18 protein-coding genes are annotated in these 18,141 nt (G+C 63.3%); 11 read left to right on the top strand and 7 right to left on the bottom strand.

Annotated elements, in window-relative coordinates; genetic code table 11:
- Positions 1-176 precede the first annotated feature (176 nt).
- Positions 177-2,033 carry a DUF2075 domain-containing protein gene (locus NA10_RS08090; protein ID WP_245677089.1) on the top strand — a complete coding sequence of 619 codons (1,857 nt, stop codon included), beginning with the start codon at positions 177-179 and terminating at the stop codon, positions 2,031-2,033.
- A gap of 11 nt (positions 2,034-2,044) precedes the next feature.
- On the opposite strand, the gene NA10_RS08085 is transcribed toward NA10_RS08090, so the two are convergent.
- Positions 2,045-2,404, bottom strand: a complete 360-nt coding sequence (locus tag NA10_RS08085; protein ID WP_067565298.1) for a nucleotide pyrophosphohydrolase — start codon at positions 2,402-2,404, stop codon at positions 2,045-2,047.
- A 382-nt stretch (positions 2,405-2,786) separates the two neighbouring features.
- Here NA10_RS08085 and NA10_RS08080 point away from each other — a divergent pair, with 382 nt between their 5' ends.
- The 7 genes from NA10_RS08080 (at position 2,787) to NA10_RS08050 (ending at position 10,519) form a co-directional block, all read left to right on the top strand.
- Positions 2,787-6,401 carry a DEAD/DEAH box helicase gene (locus NA10_RS08080; protein ID WP_157556197.1) on the top strand — a complete coding sequence of 1,205 codons (3,615 nt, stop codon included), beginning with the start codon at positions 2,787-2,789 and terminating at the stop codon, positions 6,399-6,401.
- A 299-nt stretch (positions 6,402-6,700) separates the two neighbouring features.
- Positions 6,701-7,315: an AAA domain-containing protein gene (locus NA10_RS08075; protein ID WP_067565292.1), complete on the top strand. Its 615-nt coding sequence runs from the start codon at positions 6,701-6,703 to the stop codon at positions 7,313-7,315.
- Positions 7,316-7,434: 119 nt separating this feature from the next.
- A complete protein-coding gene (locus NA10_RS08070) occupies positions 7,435-7,764 on the top strand; it encodes a WXG100 family type VII secretion target (RefSeq protein ID WP_169812544.1) in 330 nt (109 codons plus the stop codon).
- Between the two features lie 2 nt (positions 7,765-7,766).
- Positions 7,767-8,054 carry a WXG100 family type VII secretion target gene (locus NA10_RS08065; protein ID WP_067565286.1) on the top strand — a complete coding sequence of 96 codons (288 nt, stop codon included), beginning with the start codon at positions 7,767-7,769 and terminating at the stop codon, positions 8,052-8,054.
- On the top strand, positions 8,051-9,481 hold the full coding sequence (locus NA10_RS38100; protein WP_218021473.1) for a WXG100-like domain-containing protein: 1,431 nt from the start codon (positions 8,051-8,053) through the stop codon (positions 9,479-9,481). Before NA10_RS08065 ends, NA10_RS38100 begins: the two co-directional genes overlap by 4 nt.
- Positions 9,466-9,825 (top strand): hypothetical protein, encoded by a 360-nt coding sequence (locus NA10_RS08055; protein ID WP_157556195.1) that lies wholly within the window; start codon positions 9,466-9,468, stop codon positions 9,823-9,825. The genes NA10_RS38100 and NA10_RS08055 overlap by 16 nt, the downstream gene beginning before the upstream one ends.
- Positions 9,812-10,519: an enhanced serine sensitivity protein SseB C-terminal domain-containing protein gene (locus NA10_RS08050; protein ID WP_067565280.1), complete on the top strand. Its 708-nt coding sequence runs from the start codon at positions 9,812-9,814 to the stop codon at positions 10,517-10,519. The genes NA10_RS08055 and NA10_RS08050 overlap by 14 nt, the downstream gene beginning before the upstream one ends.
- Before the next feature lie 212 nt (positions 10,520-10,731).
- Here the strand turns inward: NA10_RS08050 and NA10_RS08045 are convergent, their stop codons facing one another.
- Entirely contained in the window at positions 10,732-11,916 is a 1,185-nt protein-coding gene (locus NA10_RS08045) for a Fic family protein (RefSeq protein WP_067565277.1), read from the bottom strand.
- Between the two features lie 92 nt (positions 11,917-12,008).
- Complete coding sequence (locus tag NA10_RS08040; protein ID WP_067565276.1) at positions 12,009-12,473, bottom strand: IS1096 element passenger TnpR family protein; 465 nt, start codon at positions 12,471-12,473, stop codon at positions 12,009-12,011.
- A 306-nt stretch (positions 12,474-12,779) separates the two neighbouring features.
- Between NA10_RS08040 and NA10_RS08030 the strand changes: the two genes are divergently transcribed.
- The 3 genes from NA10_RS08030 to NA10_RS08020 all read left to right on the top strand — a co-directional run bounded on the left by NA10_RS08030 (position 12,780) and on the right by NA10_RS08020 (position 15,627).
- Positions 12,780-13,808, top strand: a complete 1,029-nt coding sequence (locus NA10_RS08030; RefSeq protein ID WP_084514410.1) for an SEC-C domain-containing protein — start codon at positions 12,780-12,782, stop codon at positions 13,806-13,808.
- Positions 13,809-14,230: 422 nt separating this feature from the next.
- Positions 14,231-14,644, top strand: a complete 414-nt coding sequence (locus NA10_RS08025) for a hypothetical protein (RefSeq protein WP_067565266.1) — start codon at positions 14,231-14,233, stop codon at positions 14,642-14,644.
- 2 nt (positions 14,645-14,646) lie between these two features.
- Positions 14,647-15,627, top strand: coding sequence for an exonuclease domain-containing protein (locus tag NA10_RS08020; protein WP_067565263.1), 981 nt, complete (start codon positions 14,647-14,649; stop codon positions 15,625-15,627).
- A gap of 180 nt (positions 15,628-15,807) precedes the next feature.
- On the opposite strand, the gene NA10_RS08015 is transcribed toward NA10_RS08020, so the two are convergent.
- Genes NA10_RS08015 through NA10_RS08000 form a run of 4 tightly spaced genes read right to left on the bottom strand, consistent with a single transcriptional unit; the run spans position 15,808 to position 18,072 of the window.
- Positions 15,808-16,089 (bottom strand): hypothetical protein, encoded by a 282-nt coding sequence (locus NA10_RS08015; protein ID WP_067565259.1) that lies wholly within the window; start codon positions 16,087-16,089, stop codon positions 15,808-15,810.
- The gene (locus NA10_RS08010) at positions 16,086-16,394 is read right to left on the bottom strand and encodes a hypothetical protein (RefSeq protein WP_067565256.1); all 309 of its coding nucleotides are present in this window, start codon (positions 16,392-16,394) and stop codon (positions 16,086-16,088) included. The genes NA10_RS08015 and NA10_RS08010 overlap by 4 nt, the downstream gene beginning before the upstream one ends.
- On the bottom strand, positions 16,391-17,752 hold the full coding sequence (locus NA10_RS08005) for a hypothetical protein (protein ID WP_084514409.1): 1,362 nt from the start codon (positions 17,750-17,752) through the stop codon (positions 16,391-16,393). Before NA10_RS08005 ends, NA10_RS08010 begins: the two co-directional genes overlap by 4 nt.
- Positions 17,752-18,072 (bottom strand): hypothetical protein, encoded by a 321-nt coding sequence (locus tag NA10_RS08000; RefSeq protein WP_067565253.1) that lies wholly within the window; start codon positions 18,070-18,072, stop codon positions 17,752-17,754. The genes NA10_RS08005 and NA10_RS08000 overlap by 1 nt, the downstream gene beginning before the upstream one ends.
- Positions 18,073-18,141 lie beyond the last annotated feature (69 nt).

Genomic DNA, 18,141 nt, shown 5'->3' with positions numbered 1-18,141 from the left:
AGCGGATAACCGGTCCCATGCCTGCCGCGAGATGTCTTACCCGTCGGTTACTGTGATCGTCGCGGCCCGCCGGGCACCGAAGTCACCTTCGTTGTTGTCCCCACCCGCACGCCGATTTCGCGTGCCTAAGTGGGGATTACAAGGTGGCATTGGTTCGGGGAAGTGCCCGGAAACTATTGAGCGATGCACAGACAGGTCTGCTCACGGAGCTGCTGGTCGAACAAGCCGGCCACCAGTGGGGGCAGAAGATCGGCGCGAGCGAGGTTCGGTCATGGCTGCGCAGCCTGCCGCAACTGCTGTCCGATCTGATCGACGCCGGGCTCGGCGAGGTCGAGGTGCTGCTAGAGCACCGGCTGCCGCACAGCCCCAAGCGGGTCGACGTCATTCTGTGCGGGGTGCATCCGCGTACCGGGGCGGCCAGCTATGTGCTGGTCGAGCTGAAGCAGTGGACGAAGGCGGAACTCATTGCCGCGGAGCTTGTTTCGGTCGCAGCCTATACGAATCCGGTATTGCATCCGGCCGCGCAGGTCCGCGCTTACTGCCAGTACCTGGTCGATGCCACACCGGCGCTCGCAGACGGTCACGGCAGCGTCTTCGGTATCGCCTACCTGCACAACGCGCACGCCGCCGACATTCCGACACTGTTGCAATACCAGCCCAGTGACTACGGACAGCTGTTCACCATGGATGACCGCGGCGCCATGGTCGATCGCCTGCGCGCAGTGCTCGCTGTCGACAGCGACCGTGACCACGCCCGCGCCGCGGCCGATGAATTCCTCGGTTTTCACCATGCGCCCAGCAAGGCGCTGCTCACCTTGGCGGCCAAGGAGATTCAGGACCGCGAGCAGTTCGTGCTGCTGGACGAACAGCGCGTCGCCTATCAGATGGTGGTGCAGGCAGTCGCCAGCGCTCGGGCCGCACGCACCCAAACGGTGATCGTGGTGCTCGGCGGGCCCGGATCGGGCAAGAGCGTCATCGCGTTGAGTCTGCTCGGGCAGCTTGCCCGGCAGGGGCGCACCGTGCACCACGCCACCGGATCGAAGGCATTCACCCAGACCATGCGGCGCGTGGCGGGCACTAGTAATAAGCGTGTGCAGGACCTGTTCAAGTACTTCAACAACTATGTCGGTGCGGAGCCTCGCGCTCTGGATGTGATCATCTGCGATGAGGCGCACCGGGTTCGCGAAACCAGCGCCAATCGCTGGACCTCGGCGGCGAAGCGTGCGCTGGCCCGCCGTCAGATCGAAGAACTCATCGACGCGGCCTTGGTTCCGGTATTCCTGCTCGATGAAGACCAGATCGTGCGGCCCGGTGAAATGGGATCGCTCACCGAGATCGGCGCGGCAGCCACCGCCGCGGGCTGTGACCTCGAAGTCATCCGCCTTACCGGCCAATTCCGTTGCGGCGGATCCGAAGCCTTCGACACCTGGGTCGCCCGACTGCTCGGTCTGCATCAGCAGCCGCCGATCGCGTGGAGCGACCTGATCTCCGGCAGCGATGACGACTTCCGGGTAACCAGCGCGGCTTCGCCCACTGCCCTGGAATCATGGCTGACCACGCAGCAGGACGAGGAAGGCGGAACCGCTCGCATTGCGGCAGGCTACTGCTGGCGCTGGAGCGATCCGATCGATACGCCTGATGGGCGCAGACTGGTCGACGATGTAGTGATCGGCGAGTGGCGGCGGCCCTGGAATGCCAGGGAGGGCAAGCGGGTTCCCGACGTGCCCATCTCTGACTTCTGGGCCTCCGATGATCGCGGCTTCGGGCAGGTCGGCTGCGTCTACACCGCACAGGGCTTCGAATATGACTGGGCGGGAGTGATTTTCGGTCCCGACTTCGTGCGCCGCGGTGATCGCTGGGAAGCTCGCCAGCAGTTCTCCCACGACCCCGCCGTCAAACGAGCCGACCCCCTGCATTTCATGGCCCTGATCCGCAACACCTACAAGGTGCTGTTGACTCGCGGAATGCAGGGGACATGCGTCTACTCGACCGATCCCGAAACTCAGGAGTTTCTGGAGCGAATGGCCTTCTGACACAACCGGATTCAGAGCAGATCGATCTCGGTGTACTTGACCGCCCGGCCCTTCACCGCCTCCGCCGGATAGCGCTGCTCATTCTTCTCCACCTTCGCCTCGACCGCGGCGGCAAGATCGATGTCCAGCACGTCCGCCAGCCGCAGCAGGTAGATGAAGATATCGGCGACTTCCTCCTCGACCCGTTCGCGACGGTGGTCGTTCTGGCAGATCGCGGAGCTCTCCTCCGCGGTGAGCCACTGGAACAGCTCCGACAGCTCGCCCATCTCGCCGGTCATCGCCATCACCAAGTTCTTCGGTGTATGGAATCGCTCCCACTCTCGGCGGGCGGCGAAATCGGCGACCAGGCGCTGCAAGCCTTCGACATCCATAGGCTCTGTCTATCAGATTGCTTCTGTCCCCATCGTGGGGGAGGTGCAGTGCGGAGCTATCGCATTGAGTGGGACGGGAGCGCTCAGCGCCAGTTTGAAGAGAGCGGCCACGGACCCTGCTCTGATCAATTCAGGCAAGGCGCTCAAATCCATTGGTTATCAATACCTTCCGTGCGAGCGCAGCTATTCTGTTCTACCGTAGAAGAACGGCGGCACGGGGGTGGGAGTCTTGGGGCGAAGCGGAGACGTCGAGCGGCAGGCACGGATTCTGCGTTATTGGCGGGCTGTCGAGTACTTCAGTCCGCAGAATGTCGAGGGTCCGTCGCCCTCGAACGGGATTGTGAAGGTGCGGCAGGGAACGAAGCTTCCGTGGGAGCCGCCGGTGCGGCGGATCGATGACAAATATGTGTGGCGGCATACCGTGTACGCCGGAATCTTCGAAACCGCGAAGGTTCGCGAGGTACTGAAGAAGGTGCTGCCGGCATCGGACACAGACCATGATGAAGGCCCGCGTAACCGCGGCAGGACCGCTCTGCTGAGCATCACTGTCGATGGTGACGGTCGATTGTTCAAAGACGGTGTGGTGCTGTCGTCTTGCGCGTGGGCACTGGGTCGAAGCGTGGTGCCGCCCGGCCCGGGCCGAGACGACTGGCTCGATGGATTCGATGATCAACAGAAGCGAATCCTGGCTGTCCTGTTCGATATCGGCGATGGCCGGGTGGCGGTGGAAACGTCGGGCGCCGTGACCACCGGCGGTCAGCGGGCACTCCGCTTGATCGCGAACACGACAGCGCGTGTCGCACTCGACGTCGTGAACGGAGGTCTGGCTTCGATCCCGGCGGTGATCGGCTCGATTGCGGAGTCTCATCTCGGGCCGATCGCGAAGACCGTTGCCGAGAAGATGAGCCAGTCCGTCACCGATGACGCGATCGGAGCAATCAAAAAGAGGGGTGACAAGAAGCCTGATGCCAGTGGAACGGAGGCTGGGGACGGCGACGAAGGCGACAACACACCAGATCAGCTCGGCACCAAGGTATTGACCGTCGCCGACCTGGCTGCGATAACACGTTGGGTAGCCGAGCAACTCGGCGTCGATGACGTCCTCGAACCGACGGAGATCTGGGTCAAGAGCTTCCAGGTCCCATCGAAGCGGGCCAACGAGGTATCGAGCGACGAATTCATCAACAGCTTCTACGCCAAGGACCTGGAGCTGGTAGCAGGGGAGCTGTTGTCCGGCAACATGGGTGCGGCTCTTACCTCCTATTTGTGCGAGGTAACCAATGACGACCTGAACCGGCGCATCGATGTTCGCAAGGAGCCCCATGTACTGCTGCGGTCGCTGACTCCGCGAATGATGCCGCTGGGGCGCTGGCCATCCGATCCCGCTCACCCACTGACTCTGAGTCAGCAGTTCGCCATCAACCAAATATTGTGCGGGATGGGGGATCCGGCTTCATCAGGTCTGTATTCAGTGAATGGGCCACCCGGCACCGGTAAGACGACCATGCTGCGTGACTTGATCGCGGCACTGGTGGTCGAGCGCGCGACGAGGCTGGCGCGGCTGCCGAATCCGCGCGCGGCATTCCAATCCGACGAGAACGCCCGGCGGTGGCCGTGCCTTGACGGTCCTTACCAGCGGACGATCGTGCCATTGGTGGCAGACCTGACCGGATTCGAAATGGTCGTCGCCTCATCCAATAACGGTGCGGTCGAGAACATTACGTTGGAAGTCCCCTCGGTGGACGCCATTGATGGCGAAGCCTTTCCAGACGCGGACTACCTGTCCGAGCCGGCGACCCGACTCGCAGGCGAGCCGTGCTGGGGAGCCATTGCCGCTCGGCTGGGCCGCCGTAGCAATCGAGGAGACTTCGTTCAGCGCTTTTGGTGGGGCCCTACCGAGCGCGCGGCTGAGCAGGCCGACGCGGAGCCTCGCGGCCTGAGCGATATCCTCGGAGAGCTCAAGAATTCCGCTTCGGACACCGCTGTTGAAGTCTTGTCCTGGGACGATGCGGTTGCGCGTTTCGACGCCGCTGTCGCCGAGGTGGCGCGGCTGACCGAGGAACGGCAAACGGTTGCGGATATTCTCGAGCGGATCGTCGAGCCGGATCGAACGCTGGCAGCACTGCGTGGACGAAGCGCGAATCACCAAGATCGGTTGCGGCTCCTGCAGGATCATCGACGCGAGTTGGCGACCAGTGAGCATGCCGCCGAATCCGCGGCACAGCGTGCGACGAACAGTCTCAACGATTCTCGGCGTGCGTTGCATGCCGCCGAAGTCGAGGTGGGCATCGCTGACGATTGGCAGCGGCGTGCTCAAGCAGAGCTCTATCAGCATGCTGGCGCGAAACCTGGTTGGTTCAAACGACTGTGGTCACGGAATGCCCTCGGTGATTGGGAGAGCGACGCCCAGCCGTTTGTCGAGAGGGTGGCTATGGCGGATGCCCGCGTCGCGGCCGCGGAACGGGATAGAGACCAGCGTGCCGCGGCCTGCAGGGAGCGGCAGCGGCAGTTCAGTGAAGCCAGCCGTGCGCTTGTCGCATGGCAGGAGCGGATCATTCGCTGTGACGATGAGATCCGCCAAGCGCTCACGGAGGTGGAAAACGCCAATCGGTGCGCACGGCAACGGGAGATCGAACTCGAGCGCGAAGCCGACCTTCTCGCGCGGGCCCGCGTTCGGTGGCCGCACACCTTGCCGGGGGACGAGTGGACTGCCGAGGTTGGCGACCGTGCGGCGATGGAGCGACGAGAGAAATCATCCCCCTGGATGGATGAGGAATTCGCGGCGGCGCGGTCGCGTGTGTTCCTGGCCGCACTGGATCTCCATCGGGCGCTACTGACAGCGGAACCTCGGATCGCTTGGAACAACCTGCGTGCGGTTGTCGATATCGTTAAAGGCGACGCTCCGACGGACCTCCCGGCGGAAACCGTTCTCGCTGCTTGGCAAATGCTGTTCATGGTGGTCCCGGTCGTGTCCACGACCTTTGCGTCGATGCCGACCATGTTTGCCGCGCTCGGGCGGGAGGCTCTCGGCTGGCTCATCGTCGATGAGGCTGGTCAGGCCACACCGCAGGCCGTCGTCGGTGCGCTTTGGCGCTGCCGGCGTGCGGTGGTGGTCGGCGATCCGCGTCAGCTGGAGCCGGTCGTCACGTTGCCTTGGTCCGGGCAACGCCGTCTGTGCGGCAAGTTCGAGGTCGATGTGCGCTGGGCGCCCCAAGCCACCTCGGTCCAAGCTGTCTCTGATCGAGTCAATCGATACGGGACATGGTTACCCGATCCCGATGGGGAAGGCCAGATTTGGGTGGGTTCACCGCTGCGCGTGCACCGGCGGTGCGATCGGCTCATGTTCGAGGTGAGTAACCAAATCGCGTACGACAACATGATGGTCTATGGCGTCGTCCGGACGGACGACTTCAGTCTGGGCGCTCAAAACTTGTGGATCAACGTCGATGCACCGGCCAGCGGGGACAAATGGAATGAGGCGGAAGGGAAACAGGTTCTGAGTCTCCTCGGAATGGTGCGTACGCGTTTGGCGGCGGCTATGGACGAAGAACTCGCCGAACTCGGAGCGGATCTCCCGGATTGGGCGGTCGGCGAGGCGGAGAAACAGGCAGAGCTTCAGAAACGCTTCGAGCGAAAGGTGTTCATAGTCAGTCCGTTCCGTCGTATCGTCGAACGGCTCCAGGGCTATTTGACTGTCTCGGGTCTGTCGGTGTCCCGCGATTGCCTGGGGACAGTGCATACAACGCAGGGTAAAGAGGCCGACATCGTCATCCTCGTGCTCGGAACTGCCGCCGACGAGAAGAAGGCACGTGAATGGGCCTCGGACAAGCCCAATCTTTTGAATGTGGCGGTGACGCGTGCCCGTCGCCGATTGGTGCTTGTCGGTGATCATGGGAATTGGCGGGGCCTGCGTTACTTCAGCTCCCTGGACGACCAGATCAAACCCGAAGGTCTGCTAAAACTCTGGTCTCCCGGTGTAAGCGCCTCGTCCGGATAGGTCGAGGCTGTTAGCGGATATCGGACTGATCGTGCGAATAGTGCTGCTGGGGAGTGCGAAGTCCGGACACGTGTGTAACGGTTTTTGTTCTATGCAGAGGGCGTTACCGGGGGAATGGTGAAGCAGAACCGAAAATACGGGCGGCAGGATGTCATTCGTGCAGTAGACGCCAGTGGCGCCATCAGCACAGCGGACTTACTCGCTCAACTGGAGGTCCGGGGGTTCTGCGTGGTCGGAGTCCCGCCGTTCTCCTCGGCGAGATCGCTGCCGATCAAGGTGCGGAACCGGCACGCAGACTCGTGGAGATCCGCAGCGAACTCACAGCGCTACGCGCCATCCCCGCACATGACGCGGATCGCGTCCAAGAACGGACGGCGTTGGTGCGAAAGATCTCCGATCTCGAAGGGTTCGCCAAGGGTCTCGTCGCATTGCTCGGTGATGTGCGTGATCAAGTGGTCCATGAGGGACGGCTCATCGCGTTCACCGCGCACCAGGTCGTGCTCAAAGAGTCGTTGCGGCGCAAGGATCTCGATGTGATTGTCATCGATGAGGCAAGCATGATTACCGCGGCTATGACGATGCTCGTGGCCGGTGTGGGAGTTGGGCATACGATCGTGGCGGGCGACTTCCGGCAGCTGCCGCCGATCGTGCAGTCCGCTGAGACTCTTGCCCGGGGTTGGTTGGGCCAAAGCGCATTCGAGAAATCAGGGATAGCGAAGATGGTTAGTGCGGGGCGTACGCCCGCGAATCTCGTCGCGCTCGAGTACCATCCACCCTGCGGTTTGGTGCCGATTCGCGGACCAATAGTTGTACTCGGGAGTCGCGTTCGGAATCGGATGGTGGCCGAATGGCATCCGGTGAGATCGGACAAGCGTGCCGCTTGTCGCTCGAACCAGTCGCTGACGATACGGTAGGGCCGCTTCGTGGACTTCCCGAGGTTGACCAGCTGGTGCAACTGCCCCTCCTATCGGGTGGTGCGCGAGCTGTCGCCCCGATGTAGCAGAAACGATAGCCGCAGGTTAGCCTCTTGCTCGTGGCGGGAGATGTTGCTGCCAGTCCTGGGGAACTGATCGCGGTCGCAGGCTGGCTTGATCGGGTTGCGCAGGAGATCAGCGATGCGCTGGACGGGCAGATGCGTGAAGTTCGCGCGTTCCTCGGCGTGGACTGGCAGGGTGGGGCGGCAACGTCGCATGAGAACCCATGGGCCGACTGGGAAGAGGGCGCGCGCCGCGTAGTTGGTTCGTTCGGTGTCGACGCCGGTCTACTTCGGCGGGCTGCCAATGAGTACACCTCACATGATCGAGCACGGGCGGAGTCGATCGATGCGGCCGGGTCGAGCCTTGACCTTCCTCCGGTGGTGTAGCCGTGGCTGACTATCGGGTGGATCTGACGGGCTTGCAGCGGTTGATCGATGGTGCCGCGAAGCTCGAAACCGCTATCGAGAATCGGGTTGCCGAGATTGAGCAGCGGGTCGACGAATTGCATGTCGACTGGTCCGGTGAGGCGGCCGCCTCACACAAGAACGCTCATGACGAGCGGATCGCCGCGGTTGCCGAGATGCACACCGCACTCGGGGAGCTTCGGGCCAAGCTGCAGGTTGCGCACTCCGCGTACAGCGCGGTCGGTCCGGCCAATCAGGGGATGTGGCCGTGAGTCCGACCGTTCCGCTGATTCTGTGTCGTGCTGACGAATACCACTCTGCCGGAGAGGTTTTCGGCCAGATCTGCGCCGATGGACAAACCACTCACACCGGTTTGATTGGGGTGCTCAGCGCCAATGCGGGGATGGCGGGCAGCGATAGCGTCGGTCAGGAATGGGCAACCGCATACGACAAGGTCGCTGCTCTGGCACTGACGGCGTCCGCGGACCTCGCCACCGCGTGCGGCCAGACCCGCGACCTGATTGCTGTCGCCGTGCACAACCACGCTGTGGCCGAGGCGGCCGCTCACCATGACGAGGCGGCGCCGCCGCCCGCACCGCAGTTACTCCCTACGCCATGTCTTGTGGACGTGGCACCTTCCGCGGCAGGCGACGGTATCCCCGAACCCTTCGGCTGGTCCTTTATCAAGGATCTCGTCGGCGCTGCCTGGCCGAACGGTCATCAGGACCAGCTGCATGCGGCCGAATCCGCTTGGCACACAGCTGCTATCGACTACCGGCTACTGGCGACGCAGGTCTCACCGGCCCTCACATTCCTGCAGAACCAGCAGTCGGAGGAAATCCCTACGACGATCGCCGCGGCTACTGAACGCCAGGCCGACCTGAACAATCTCGCCGATGTATGTCAGTCACTCGGCGACGCGTGTGGAGAATATGCCAAGCATCTCGACGAAGCGCATCACCAAATCCTTGATGAGTTGAAGGAATTCGCGGCGGAAGCCATTGTCGGCGAGCTCTTCTTCGCCGCTCTGACGCCCGTCACCGCAGGCGCATCGGCGGTGATCGGCAACACCGCCTTGGGTGCACGGGCCGCGTTCAAAGCACGCCGTGTCGCCACGATTATTGCCAACTTGGCGACGAAAGCGACCGCGGTAGCTACTCGGATCACGTCGACGCTCCTCGAGCGATGTGGTGCACTCGCGAACAAGATTCGTCAGTGGGTTGCGGCCGCGCGAACCCGTCTCCTGTTGACCGGGAAGAACACCGGTGCCTACGAGTTCAATATGGTTGAAAATCCGGGTCCGCTTGCCGCTATGCGTAATAACCCGGCTGCCAACTTCGCCGGCGGGAAGTACAACACGGTGGTATTGAAGGACGATGTCACGCTGTACCGCGGCGGAACCGCTGACGAGCCGCTCGGGCAGTGGTTCACCGCTGAACCGCCTTCGTCGGTCGCTCAGGTGCGGATTGATTCGGCGGTCAAACCGCAGTGGGTCGACCCGAAGACAGGGTCGCTGGACGGGGAGTCTCCGCTTGATACCGTCTTCCAGGTGAAGATTCCAGCGGGTACCGAGGTGTATGTCGGCCCGGTCGGCTATCAATCGGGGGTTCATCTCGGTGGTGCGGCAGAGCAGATATTCGTGCCGCAGCCGTGGAAGATTCCGGGGGTCGATGTGGCAGGAGCGTGGCCGCTAAAGTGATCAGCGATTCGTTGTCTCGTCGGCGGGTAGACGCCGCGTCGGCTGTCGGTCGGATTCTTACTCAGCTGCGGGATGAACCGCAGAATCCTCGAGTCTTCGGATGGAGTACCCGGTTTGCGGAGATCGGTGCGGCCCTTGATGATTCGGAGGAGTCGGACGGTGCGGCTCTCGCGATTGCCAAGGATCTGTTCGATCGCCTGTATGTCGGTGGTCGGAACATCAGCGACTTCTATCTGGTGCGGGAGGACTTCGAAGAGCAGCGCATCGTCAATCTGAACTTCGAGGAGAAGGTCGAGACGCTCGGGCGCATCTTGGATGAAGGGACCGACAATGACGTTTCCTGACAACGATTTCGAGCGACTGCTGGTGGAGGCGAAGGCCGGGCGGATTTCAGGGGAAGAGTTGTTGAGCGCCATGCCAGATCAGATCGTCTATGCCCCCGTTGTAGCCGATTCCGCGCATAGCGCGACCGCGAGCTTCGCCACGACCGAAATCGACGGTGCCCCTTTCGTTCCCGCCTACTCGAGCGAGGAACAATTGGTCGGTGCGGCAGGTGAGATCCCGCGAATCAAGATCTTGATGCGCGAGCTAGCCGGATTGTTGCCGACACAGATTGGTATCGCCCTCAATTGGCGTGGTTCGGCCCCTGGCCTTCCGATCATGCCCGCCGGGGTCGCCCGGCTGAAAGCAGGTTCGAGCGGTACTGCGGCGGGATCCGAGGTTCGAATCGGTGAACCTGCCCGGCGCCCGAAGGAATTCCTCGACGCGCTTGCCACGCGGCTGTCGTCGACCGGTTCCGTCCGGTCGGCCAGGTTCGGATTGATGCAGGTCGGTGATTCGCAGCCGGTCTTCGTGGTCGGTATCGATGAATCGCAGGGGACTGCGGCTGCCCGTTCGGAAATTGCGGAGTCGATCGCCCAGAGCGCCTCGGCGTTCGCATTGGAATTTCAGGTGGAGACGTATTTCATCGATCCGAATGGTGACGACGGTTTCCGACATGAAATCGAGTCTCTGCCACAGGTTTACCCGGCGGGCTGACGCGCCTGTCAATGCTGAAACTGGAGGCTGAGGCGTGAATCGCCTTCGAAGCCTCCAGCCGGTAGTTCGAGGCAGAAGACGCCTGCTACTTCAATGAGACCGTGACGCCGCCGGAGAGCATCGAGTCGTGGCGGACCATATGGTCCGGGGCTGAGTCGGCGGGGAGGTCGTAGACGGCAACTCGTCGAGGAAGGCGCTGGGTCGGGTATCCGTCAGAGGTGCTCGATAGTGCGCCGCCCAATCGCCGCGCTCAACGCGTCCAGCTCTGCCAGCACATCAGTCGCTGCCCAGATGCGGTTGCGGTTGCTCTCCGAAAGGAGTTCGAGAATCCCCGCGTCGGTCAACCTTCCCAGTGCCCGATAGGTGCTGGCGTCGGTGGTGCCGGCGATCCGTTGTGCGGTGTCGGCGTTGAGGATTGGGGTTTCGAGCAGGGCTGCGAGGAGGGTTTCGTCCGCCGAGTTGGTCCGGGGGCGAACGATGTCTCGCCAGCGCCTCGGTAGGTCGGCCAGGGCTAGCGCGGAGTCCTGGGCTGCCTCGCTGGCATGGATTGCGCCGACTGCGAGGTATTCGACGAACGCGTTGACGTCGCCAGTGCGAAATCGGTTGAGGTGCATGAAGTATCGGCCGGTGTCCGCCAGCATGACCGATGCCAGCGGTACGGTCACTCGGCGGGTGAGGCCGCGGCGGCGCAACACAGCGCTGATCAGTGCCCGTGCGATGCGTCCGTTCCCATCGGTGAACGGATGAATGGACTCGAACTGGGCATGCGCGATGGCGGCCTGCGCGAGGATCGGCAGATCATCCCGGTTGACGAAGACCAGCAGATCGGCGATCAACTCGGGAACCAGTTCGGGGGGCGGCGGGATATGCGCGGCGTTGATCGGCGTGTAGTCGCTGCCGCCGATCCAGTTCTGCACATCGCGCAGTTGTCCCGCATCGCGAGAGGTGTAGTCAGCCATCAATAGCCGATGTGCTTGGAGTAGATCGTCGAGCTGGATCGTGCCCGCGCCGGCCGCATCGACCATCGCGATCAGGGCCTTGACCGCCGCCAGTTGCGGCCTCGCCTCATCGCTGGCTTTGCCGCCCGCAACAGCTTTACCGAAGGCTCGCCAGCCGGCATCGATATGTTCGATCTTGGAGGATGCGACGGCCTCGCTACGCAGCAGGAAGTCGGCCAGTGGCGCCAGATGCTCGCCGAATCCGGCCTCGAGGCGGGCGATCGCGATCAATGCCGCTTCGTGGGTTCGAGCAACGCTGCCGGTTGGGTCGTAGTCGAGCTTGCCGATTCTGGGCGGAATCGCGACCGTGATCCGCTCGAGGGTCCGGTCCGCCCGCGAGCCTTGGCGCTGGTGTGGGTTCCAGATTCGATCTTCGTTGTGGTGCGGTGGCCAGTTCACGCGGTCTCCTTCGAAAGGTCGACCAACTCTCGACTAACTGCACTTTATCCATGGAAAAACGTAGCTAGAACTGGCGTTGATATACTTTCTTCTCAATGGGATCGTCCTACTTCGAGTCCCTGCCGTGGCCGAACCTGGCTGGCCAGAGCCCAGTTGATCTCCTCGATGACGAAGGGGCTCGGTACCGGGTCGTCGGATTCGGTGATGATGTCTTCCGGTGTGACGTAGCGGAACGATTTGCCGTCGTCGTATGGATCGGTTCTGCGAGACCAGTATTCGTACTTGGCTATCCCGCCGTATACGTCCGCGGGGCAGTCGCGCATACCGCCGACGCAGCGGGCTCGGGGCATCTTCGCTGTGCGGGGTCCGCTCTCCTCGAGCGCCATGTGGTGCAACCAGAGATCGGCGAAATCGTAGAGGTAGAACAGAGTGTCGCCCGGGGTGTAGAACAGTTCGTCCAGGCGGACCTGTTCCTCGGGGACCGCGGTGTCGCCGTCGCCGAGTGCCTCGGGGCAGATATAGCGCTCGACAGTCGGGCATCGAAGGTTGGGCCACAACGGAATTCGTGAGAGGCACGGTCGACCCAGCCGAAGGACGCGCCGATGGCCTCGCGCAGATTGTTGAGGAACAGCTCGGAGGGCGCGTCCAGCCATCGGAACAGTGGCGGCTCGGTGCCGACGATTGTCGCGCGCAGGCGGAGGGTGACCGCCTCTTGCGACGTGGTCCGCGGCGGGAGGGCTGCTGCATGCCGGCCACGGGGCGACATTAGCTGATGTGATGCCGAGGATTGCTGGTTCCACGGAAGTTGAGGCGGTGTCGACCCTATTCGGAAACTATCGTGGGGACGACGAGAGGAGTGCCCGGTGTCCGACGACATGTCAGCTTCCGAGCGGCGAGAGCTGCGGGCCCTGGAACGCGAACACGATCGGCTGCTCGCCGAACACGCGCGTTTGCGGGACGAGTTGGACTCCCACGCGGCCGATCTCGGTCTCCACTCGCAGCCGCCACGGGAAATCGCTCTTCAGTTCGAGCAAGCCGCCGAAGCCGACCCTGACGAACGTGCCCAGAACCTCAATGAGGCAGCCGGATATTGGGCAATGGCAGGCGAATTGGAACGCGCCCGCCGTTTGCATCTCGCGGCGATCGCCGATGGCGGCGAGGTCGCCGGTGATGCGCGGGTTTGGTACGCGCTGTTCCTGCTCGAGTACGACGACGCCCTCGCGGGTCGGGCGATGCTCGACACGATCCTTGCCGAGGGCCCGGATGATTACGCCATTTACGAGTCCGTCGCTGAGGCTTTCGAAGCTGTTGAAGCGCTGGAAGAGGCGTTGCACTGGTTCGAAGCCGGATTGGCTCGGCAACGACTGATCGGTGACGACGGTGCGGAAGGGTTCGGCGAATATCGACTCGCGATCGGCCGCAGCCGTGTCCGGGAATCGCTCGGGTTGCCCGAAGACGCCGATGACCGCTGGGCCGAGCAGCAGCGTCGGAGTTGGGCTGACCGCATCGATCGTCGCGGCTCCTCATCGGCACGTCCCACAGCTCTGTCGATGTTCTATCTCCCGGAGGAAGAATTCGACGCCGCGATGCGCCGATGGCCGGAACTGCGGAATCAGTACGACAGTCACGTCGAGCATCGTGCATCGGTCGAAAGTCAACTCAGGGAAGCTGATTCCGGGCTGTCTCTGCGTGTGTCCGCGGCGGGTGTCGCGGGCTTGGCCGAGTATGCGGCAGCCCACGACCGGGATCCGCTTCAGTCGAATACCCGCGCAGCTTATGCCGCGGAATTGAGCCGTCTCGGCCGCGACATCGCTTGGCCCCCTGGACGAAACGAGTCCTGTTGGTGTGGGTCGTCCCGGAAATACAAGAAGTGCTGTGGTCGACCGACCTGAAGCCGCTCCGGGGTCGGGCATGATCAGGGGAATTCGGCAGCGACTTCAAGCGCTGAACCCAATTGCGCTGCTTCCGGTTTCGGTTGGCAGATCACGAGTCGCGTCGTCTCCCTCCTGTGACGAGGGTGACCAGGGCTACCGCCAGTCCGATTGCCGTACCGAGCCTCCGGCGGCTGCTTGATGGTCGATGTCCGAGCGTTCGGTACCGCCGGGTCTGCTTACCCGAATCGGCGAGTCTGTCCGACCCATGGTCTACGGTGTCCGGTGCAGAGCATCCGCAGCGACCTCGGAGCGTCATGACCAGTGCGACTCAGACCGTGTTGTCTCTTGTAGTAGTGCTCGACAAGAGGGGAGACCGGTTGGTCGTTTGGCATGTGAATGTCGGTCGGGTCATTGGGCTTTCGCGGTTATCGGGCGCTTGGGTGGTTGCCGCTGATGATGCGGAGGTCATCGGGGCGCTCACCGCCGGGTATGACGTGGTGTGGTGCGACGGGGTTGCGGAGGAAGTCGCCACCACTGCGGTCGTGGATCTCGACGCGACATTCGCCGCCGCGCGGGCCGAGGTCGAGGCCGTGGACGCGCTGTTCACCGAATATCAAGCAGCGCAGTCGAATAAGCCGATCCGTCCGGAGTGGCCGGAGTTCGTCCACCCCGCACAAGCCCGGCAGGCACCGTGTGCGGTGGATGAAATCGTCTACGACGCACTGGTTTTGGCGCGCGGCATCGCTGACCTGGCCGACGCCTGGTCGGATTTCGAATCCTTACGGGCGGCAAGACATTTCCTGGTCGAACAAGGAGGTCTCGCCGCACGCCCGCTGCCCCTCGTGGTGCGGTGACGATGCCCGGACTCTCCTTCGCGGCCCTCGACGTCGAGACCGCCAACTCCTCCCGCGGCAGCATCTGCGCCGTCGGCGTGGCGATCGTTCGTGACGGCGTACGCCTGGCCACCCACTCCTGGCTGTGCCGCCCACCGCGCTCCGTGGATTTCTTCTCGCGCCACAACATTCGCGTACACGGTATTTCGCCCATGATGGTGGCGGATCAGCCCGTCTTCGCCGAACGCTTCCCCGAAGTCCTCGAGGTTGTCGCCGACCTCCCCCTGGTGGCCCACAACGCCGGATTCGACAGTGGCGCCATCCGCGAAGCCTGCCGCCACAGCGAAATCCCCGCCCCGAACTGGGATTTCAGTTGCAGCCTGGCGATGTCCCGACGCCACCTCGATCTCGACAGCTATCGCCTGCCCGATGTCGCTGACGCACTGGATATCTCGCTGCTGACCCACCACGACGCCGCAGCCGATGCGAGGGCCGCCGCGGATATCGTCCTGGCACTGGCGGCCCGTACAGGCGTCGATTCCCTCGGTGACCTCGAACGCCTCGGAAATGATCGCCCCTATCGCCCGCGCTCAACCACCCCGCGTCGGACGGAACCTCGCCGCTCGGAGACCCTCCGAACCGAAACCCCTCGCCCTCGCCGATCCTTCTTCGCCCGTGAGGAACTGGTGATGCCGGAAATAACCGGCACCGACCCCACCCACCCCCTGTACGGCCAAACGGTCGTCTTCACAGGTGATCTCGCCACCCTCACCCGTCAGGAAGCCTGGAACATCATCGCCGCCTGCGGCGCCACCCCCGCCAAAAACGTCACCAAACGCACCACCTGCCTGGTGATCGGCGACGGCTTCACCGGCACCGACGCCTCCGCCTTCACCACCACCAAAGCCCACCGCGCGGCCTACCTCCGCGCTCAGGGGCAGTCCATCCACATCCTGGATGAAGAGCGTTTCCTCGCGGCGCTTCAGCCGGTGACGGCGCGCTGAGCAGTCGGAACGGTGGTCTCGGAGGCTGACGCCGGTCGCAATAAGGAAGGCGCGCAGGGGAAATTGAGACCGTCCAGATCGATGATCGCGACTCTCGGCGTGCCACCGCTTCCACAATGAGAAGTGCCGCGACGCGTACCGTCGCGGCTCTCGTGCATCGTTCGTCCTCGGTGCATGTGATCAGAAGAGATGGCCGACCGCCAAGCCGCCGAGGAAAGCGAATATCGTGATCAGGAATCCTGCTGTGGCGCAGAGGAATCCGATGCCGACTCGGCGGGCCGGTCCGGCGAAGAAGATCAGCACGATGCCCGCGATGGCGGGTGCGAAGAAACACCACCAGGCGTCGTTCGGGGCCCAGCCCGTGAAAGGGGCTGCTATGCAGAGGAGTCCGGCGACGGTCGCGAGGAAGCTTTCCGGGCCGTAGGAACCGGGGGCGAGGGCATGACTCAGGGGGGTGGTCATAGGGTCACCAGCCAGAAGATGACGAGAAAGGCCAGGCCGCCACCGACGCCGAATGCCGCGCCTCGGGTGGGGGATGTGTTTCTACGCCAAAGCATTACGGTGGCGATCCCCATAGCGGCGGACACTATGCCGAACAATAGATGGCGCGATGGATCGGCTGTGGGGTCGGAATCGGTGATCGCGGCGACTACCGCACCGAACAACGCCGCTTCCAAGGCGATAGCCAGGGGCAGCGTGATGGTTGCCCATTTCCAGAAGACGTTGTCGGACTTGAGTTTCTGCAGTCCGGATGTCTGCTGTGTCATTTGTTCACGACCACGATCGAGGGTGGACTGGCAGGGCTGCCCAGTTTGGTTGGGGCGTTCTTCATCCAGTCGGGCTGGCTGAAGTCGGCCTTGAACGGGTCGAACATGGCGGTGCCGCCGCCGACCTCGTGATGGAACGGGAGGTTGGCCAATGGTCCCCACTGGCTGCCGGAGTCAGCTGCGTCGATCAATACGGGCCGTCCCTTTCCTGCGGAATTGTCCTGGTAGATCTCGACCGAGGGGTAGTCGCCGATCAGCCCACCGGCGGTGATTCGGGAAGTACCCGGATTACCGCTGGTCGGAGCCAGCACCAGCTCGCCGTTGACGGTGTGGCCGGATATCTCCGGTCCCACCGGCGCACCGGGGGCGAAGGGGTTGGTGGCGTCGTAGCGAACGAGCACCGAGCCGTCGTGCAATTGCTGTGCCTCGACCTTCGGTGTTGCCACGTCGACATCGCCATGGACGGTGACCGATGGATTCTGACGAGCGACGATTATTCCGTTCTCGTAGTCGACGTACATGGTGACGCGCGCGTGTTCAGGATCGAAATTCGCATTCTCGCTGCGATTGTCGCCGAGATCGTATGCCGGGAAATTCGTCACCTCGGCCGCGGGGATATACAGGGCCGTGCGAACGGTACCCTGCCCGGGCACCGGATTGATCCGGCCGACGACGATTCTCGCGTCGTGATCCTTGTATTTGGGGTCGAAGCTGTTCGGGTTGAGCACCTCCGCGGTCGACCAATCGGTCGCGGTGGTCGGCAGTCGGCCGAAGACCTGCTGGAAGGCCGCGGCCGAGGTGCGGATTCGTTCCGGGTCGGCTCGGGTGTCGTTCTTCTTGTCCGCCTGGATGACGGCGTTGGCGGCGGCCAATGCGTTGGCCGGGGCCATGGCTTCGAGTTCGCTGTTGGCCGCGGCGATCTTCGCACCCCATTCTGCATCGGCGGCGAAGAGGGTGGAGGCCAGGCCTGCCAGGCGGGAAAGCTGTACTCCTGCTTCGGAATTCCAGTCTTCTACGCCCTCGATGGACCAGTCGTCGCCGATGGAAACCGGTGGGTGGACGTAGTTGAGGATGATCGACTTGATGGTGGCGATCGGGTCGGCCATGGTGCTTGCCGCTCCGGCGCATGCCGTGGCCAGGTCGTCGTAAGCGGTGGCGATGGCGCGCATTTGGGTTTGTTCGGCGTCGGCTTTGGCCTCGGCGGATTGACGGGCTGTGCCCTGCCAGAGGAGGTCGAGGATGGTGGCGTGCATGGTGCCGGAGGCTTTGACTATGGCGTCGGCGATTTGGGTGGCGTTGGTCGCGGTGGTGGCGTAGCCGGATACGTCCCATTTCAGTACATCGAGTGGGGTGGGCATCAGCGGCCTGCGTGGGGATCGCCGGAGTTGATGTCGGTGAGGGCGGCGATGCGGTTGGCCGCCTCGGTATCCGTGCCTCGATAGGTGTCGGCGGCTATGACGAGGGTGGCCGAGAATTCGTTGAAGCGGGCCTTCAGGAGGTCCTTGGCCTTGCGGCTCAGGTTGTCGGACTGAGCCAGGGCGGCTCCTGCCGCTGAGCCCGGCATCTTCGCGGCAACCGGTGCTGCGCCGAGGCGGGGAGCTTGGTCTATATCGCCGGGGAGCAGGGCAAGCGCGCCCGCGGCGGCGCGGAGGCCGTCGGGGTTGACTTCGAATGGCATGGCGCTCCCTCAACTGCAAACTTCCGGCAGACTCTATCGCAGACCGCTATGAGTGGTCTGCCGGGAATT

Origin of the sequence: Nocardia acidivorans NBRC 108247 (assembly GCF_001625085.1) — a bacterium.
Classification (GTDB): Bacteria; Actinomycetota; Actinomycetes; order Mycobacteriales; family Mycobacteriaceae; genus Nocardia; species Nocardia acidivorans.
Note: the sequence above shows the minus strand (reverse complement) of the source record. Positions and strands in the feature narration are given on the sequence as shown.

Bases quoted from the DNA above. Each gene is read 5' to 3' on its own strand.
- NA10_RS08015 (WP_067565259.1), bottom strand. From the start codon at position 16,089: ATGACCACCCCCCTGAGTCATGCCCTCGCCCCCGGTTCCTACGGCCCG.
- NA10_RS08050 (WP_067565280.1), top strand. From the start codon at position 9,812: ATGACGTTTCCTGACAACGATTTCGAGCGACTGCTGGTGGAGGCGAAG.
- NA10_RS08000 (WP_067565253.1), bottom strand. From the start codon at position 18,072: ATGCCATTCGAAGTCAACCCCGACGGCCTCCGCGCCGCCGCGGGCGCG.
- NA10_RS08010 (WP_067565256.1), bottom strand. From the start codon at position 16,394: ATGACACAGCAGACATCCGGACTGCAGAAACTCAAGTCCGACAACGTC.
- NA10_RS08005 (WP_084514409.1), bottom strand. From the start codon at position 17,752: ATGCCCACCCCACTCGATGTACTGAAATGGGACGTATCCGGCTACGCC.
- NA10_RS08020 (WP_067565263.1), top strand. From the start codon at position 14,647: ATGCCCGGACTCTCCTTCGCGGCCCTCGACGTCGAGACCGCCAACTCC.
- NA10_RS08085 (WP_067565298.1), bottom strand. From the start codon at position 2,404: ATGGATGTCGAAGGCTTGCAGCGCCTGGTCGCCGATTTCGCCGCCCGC.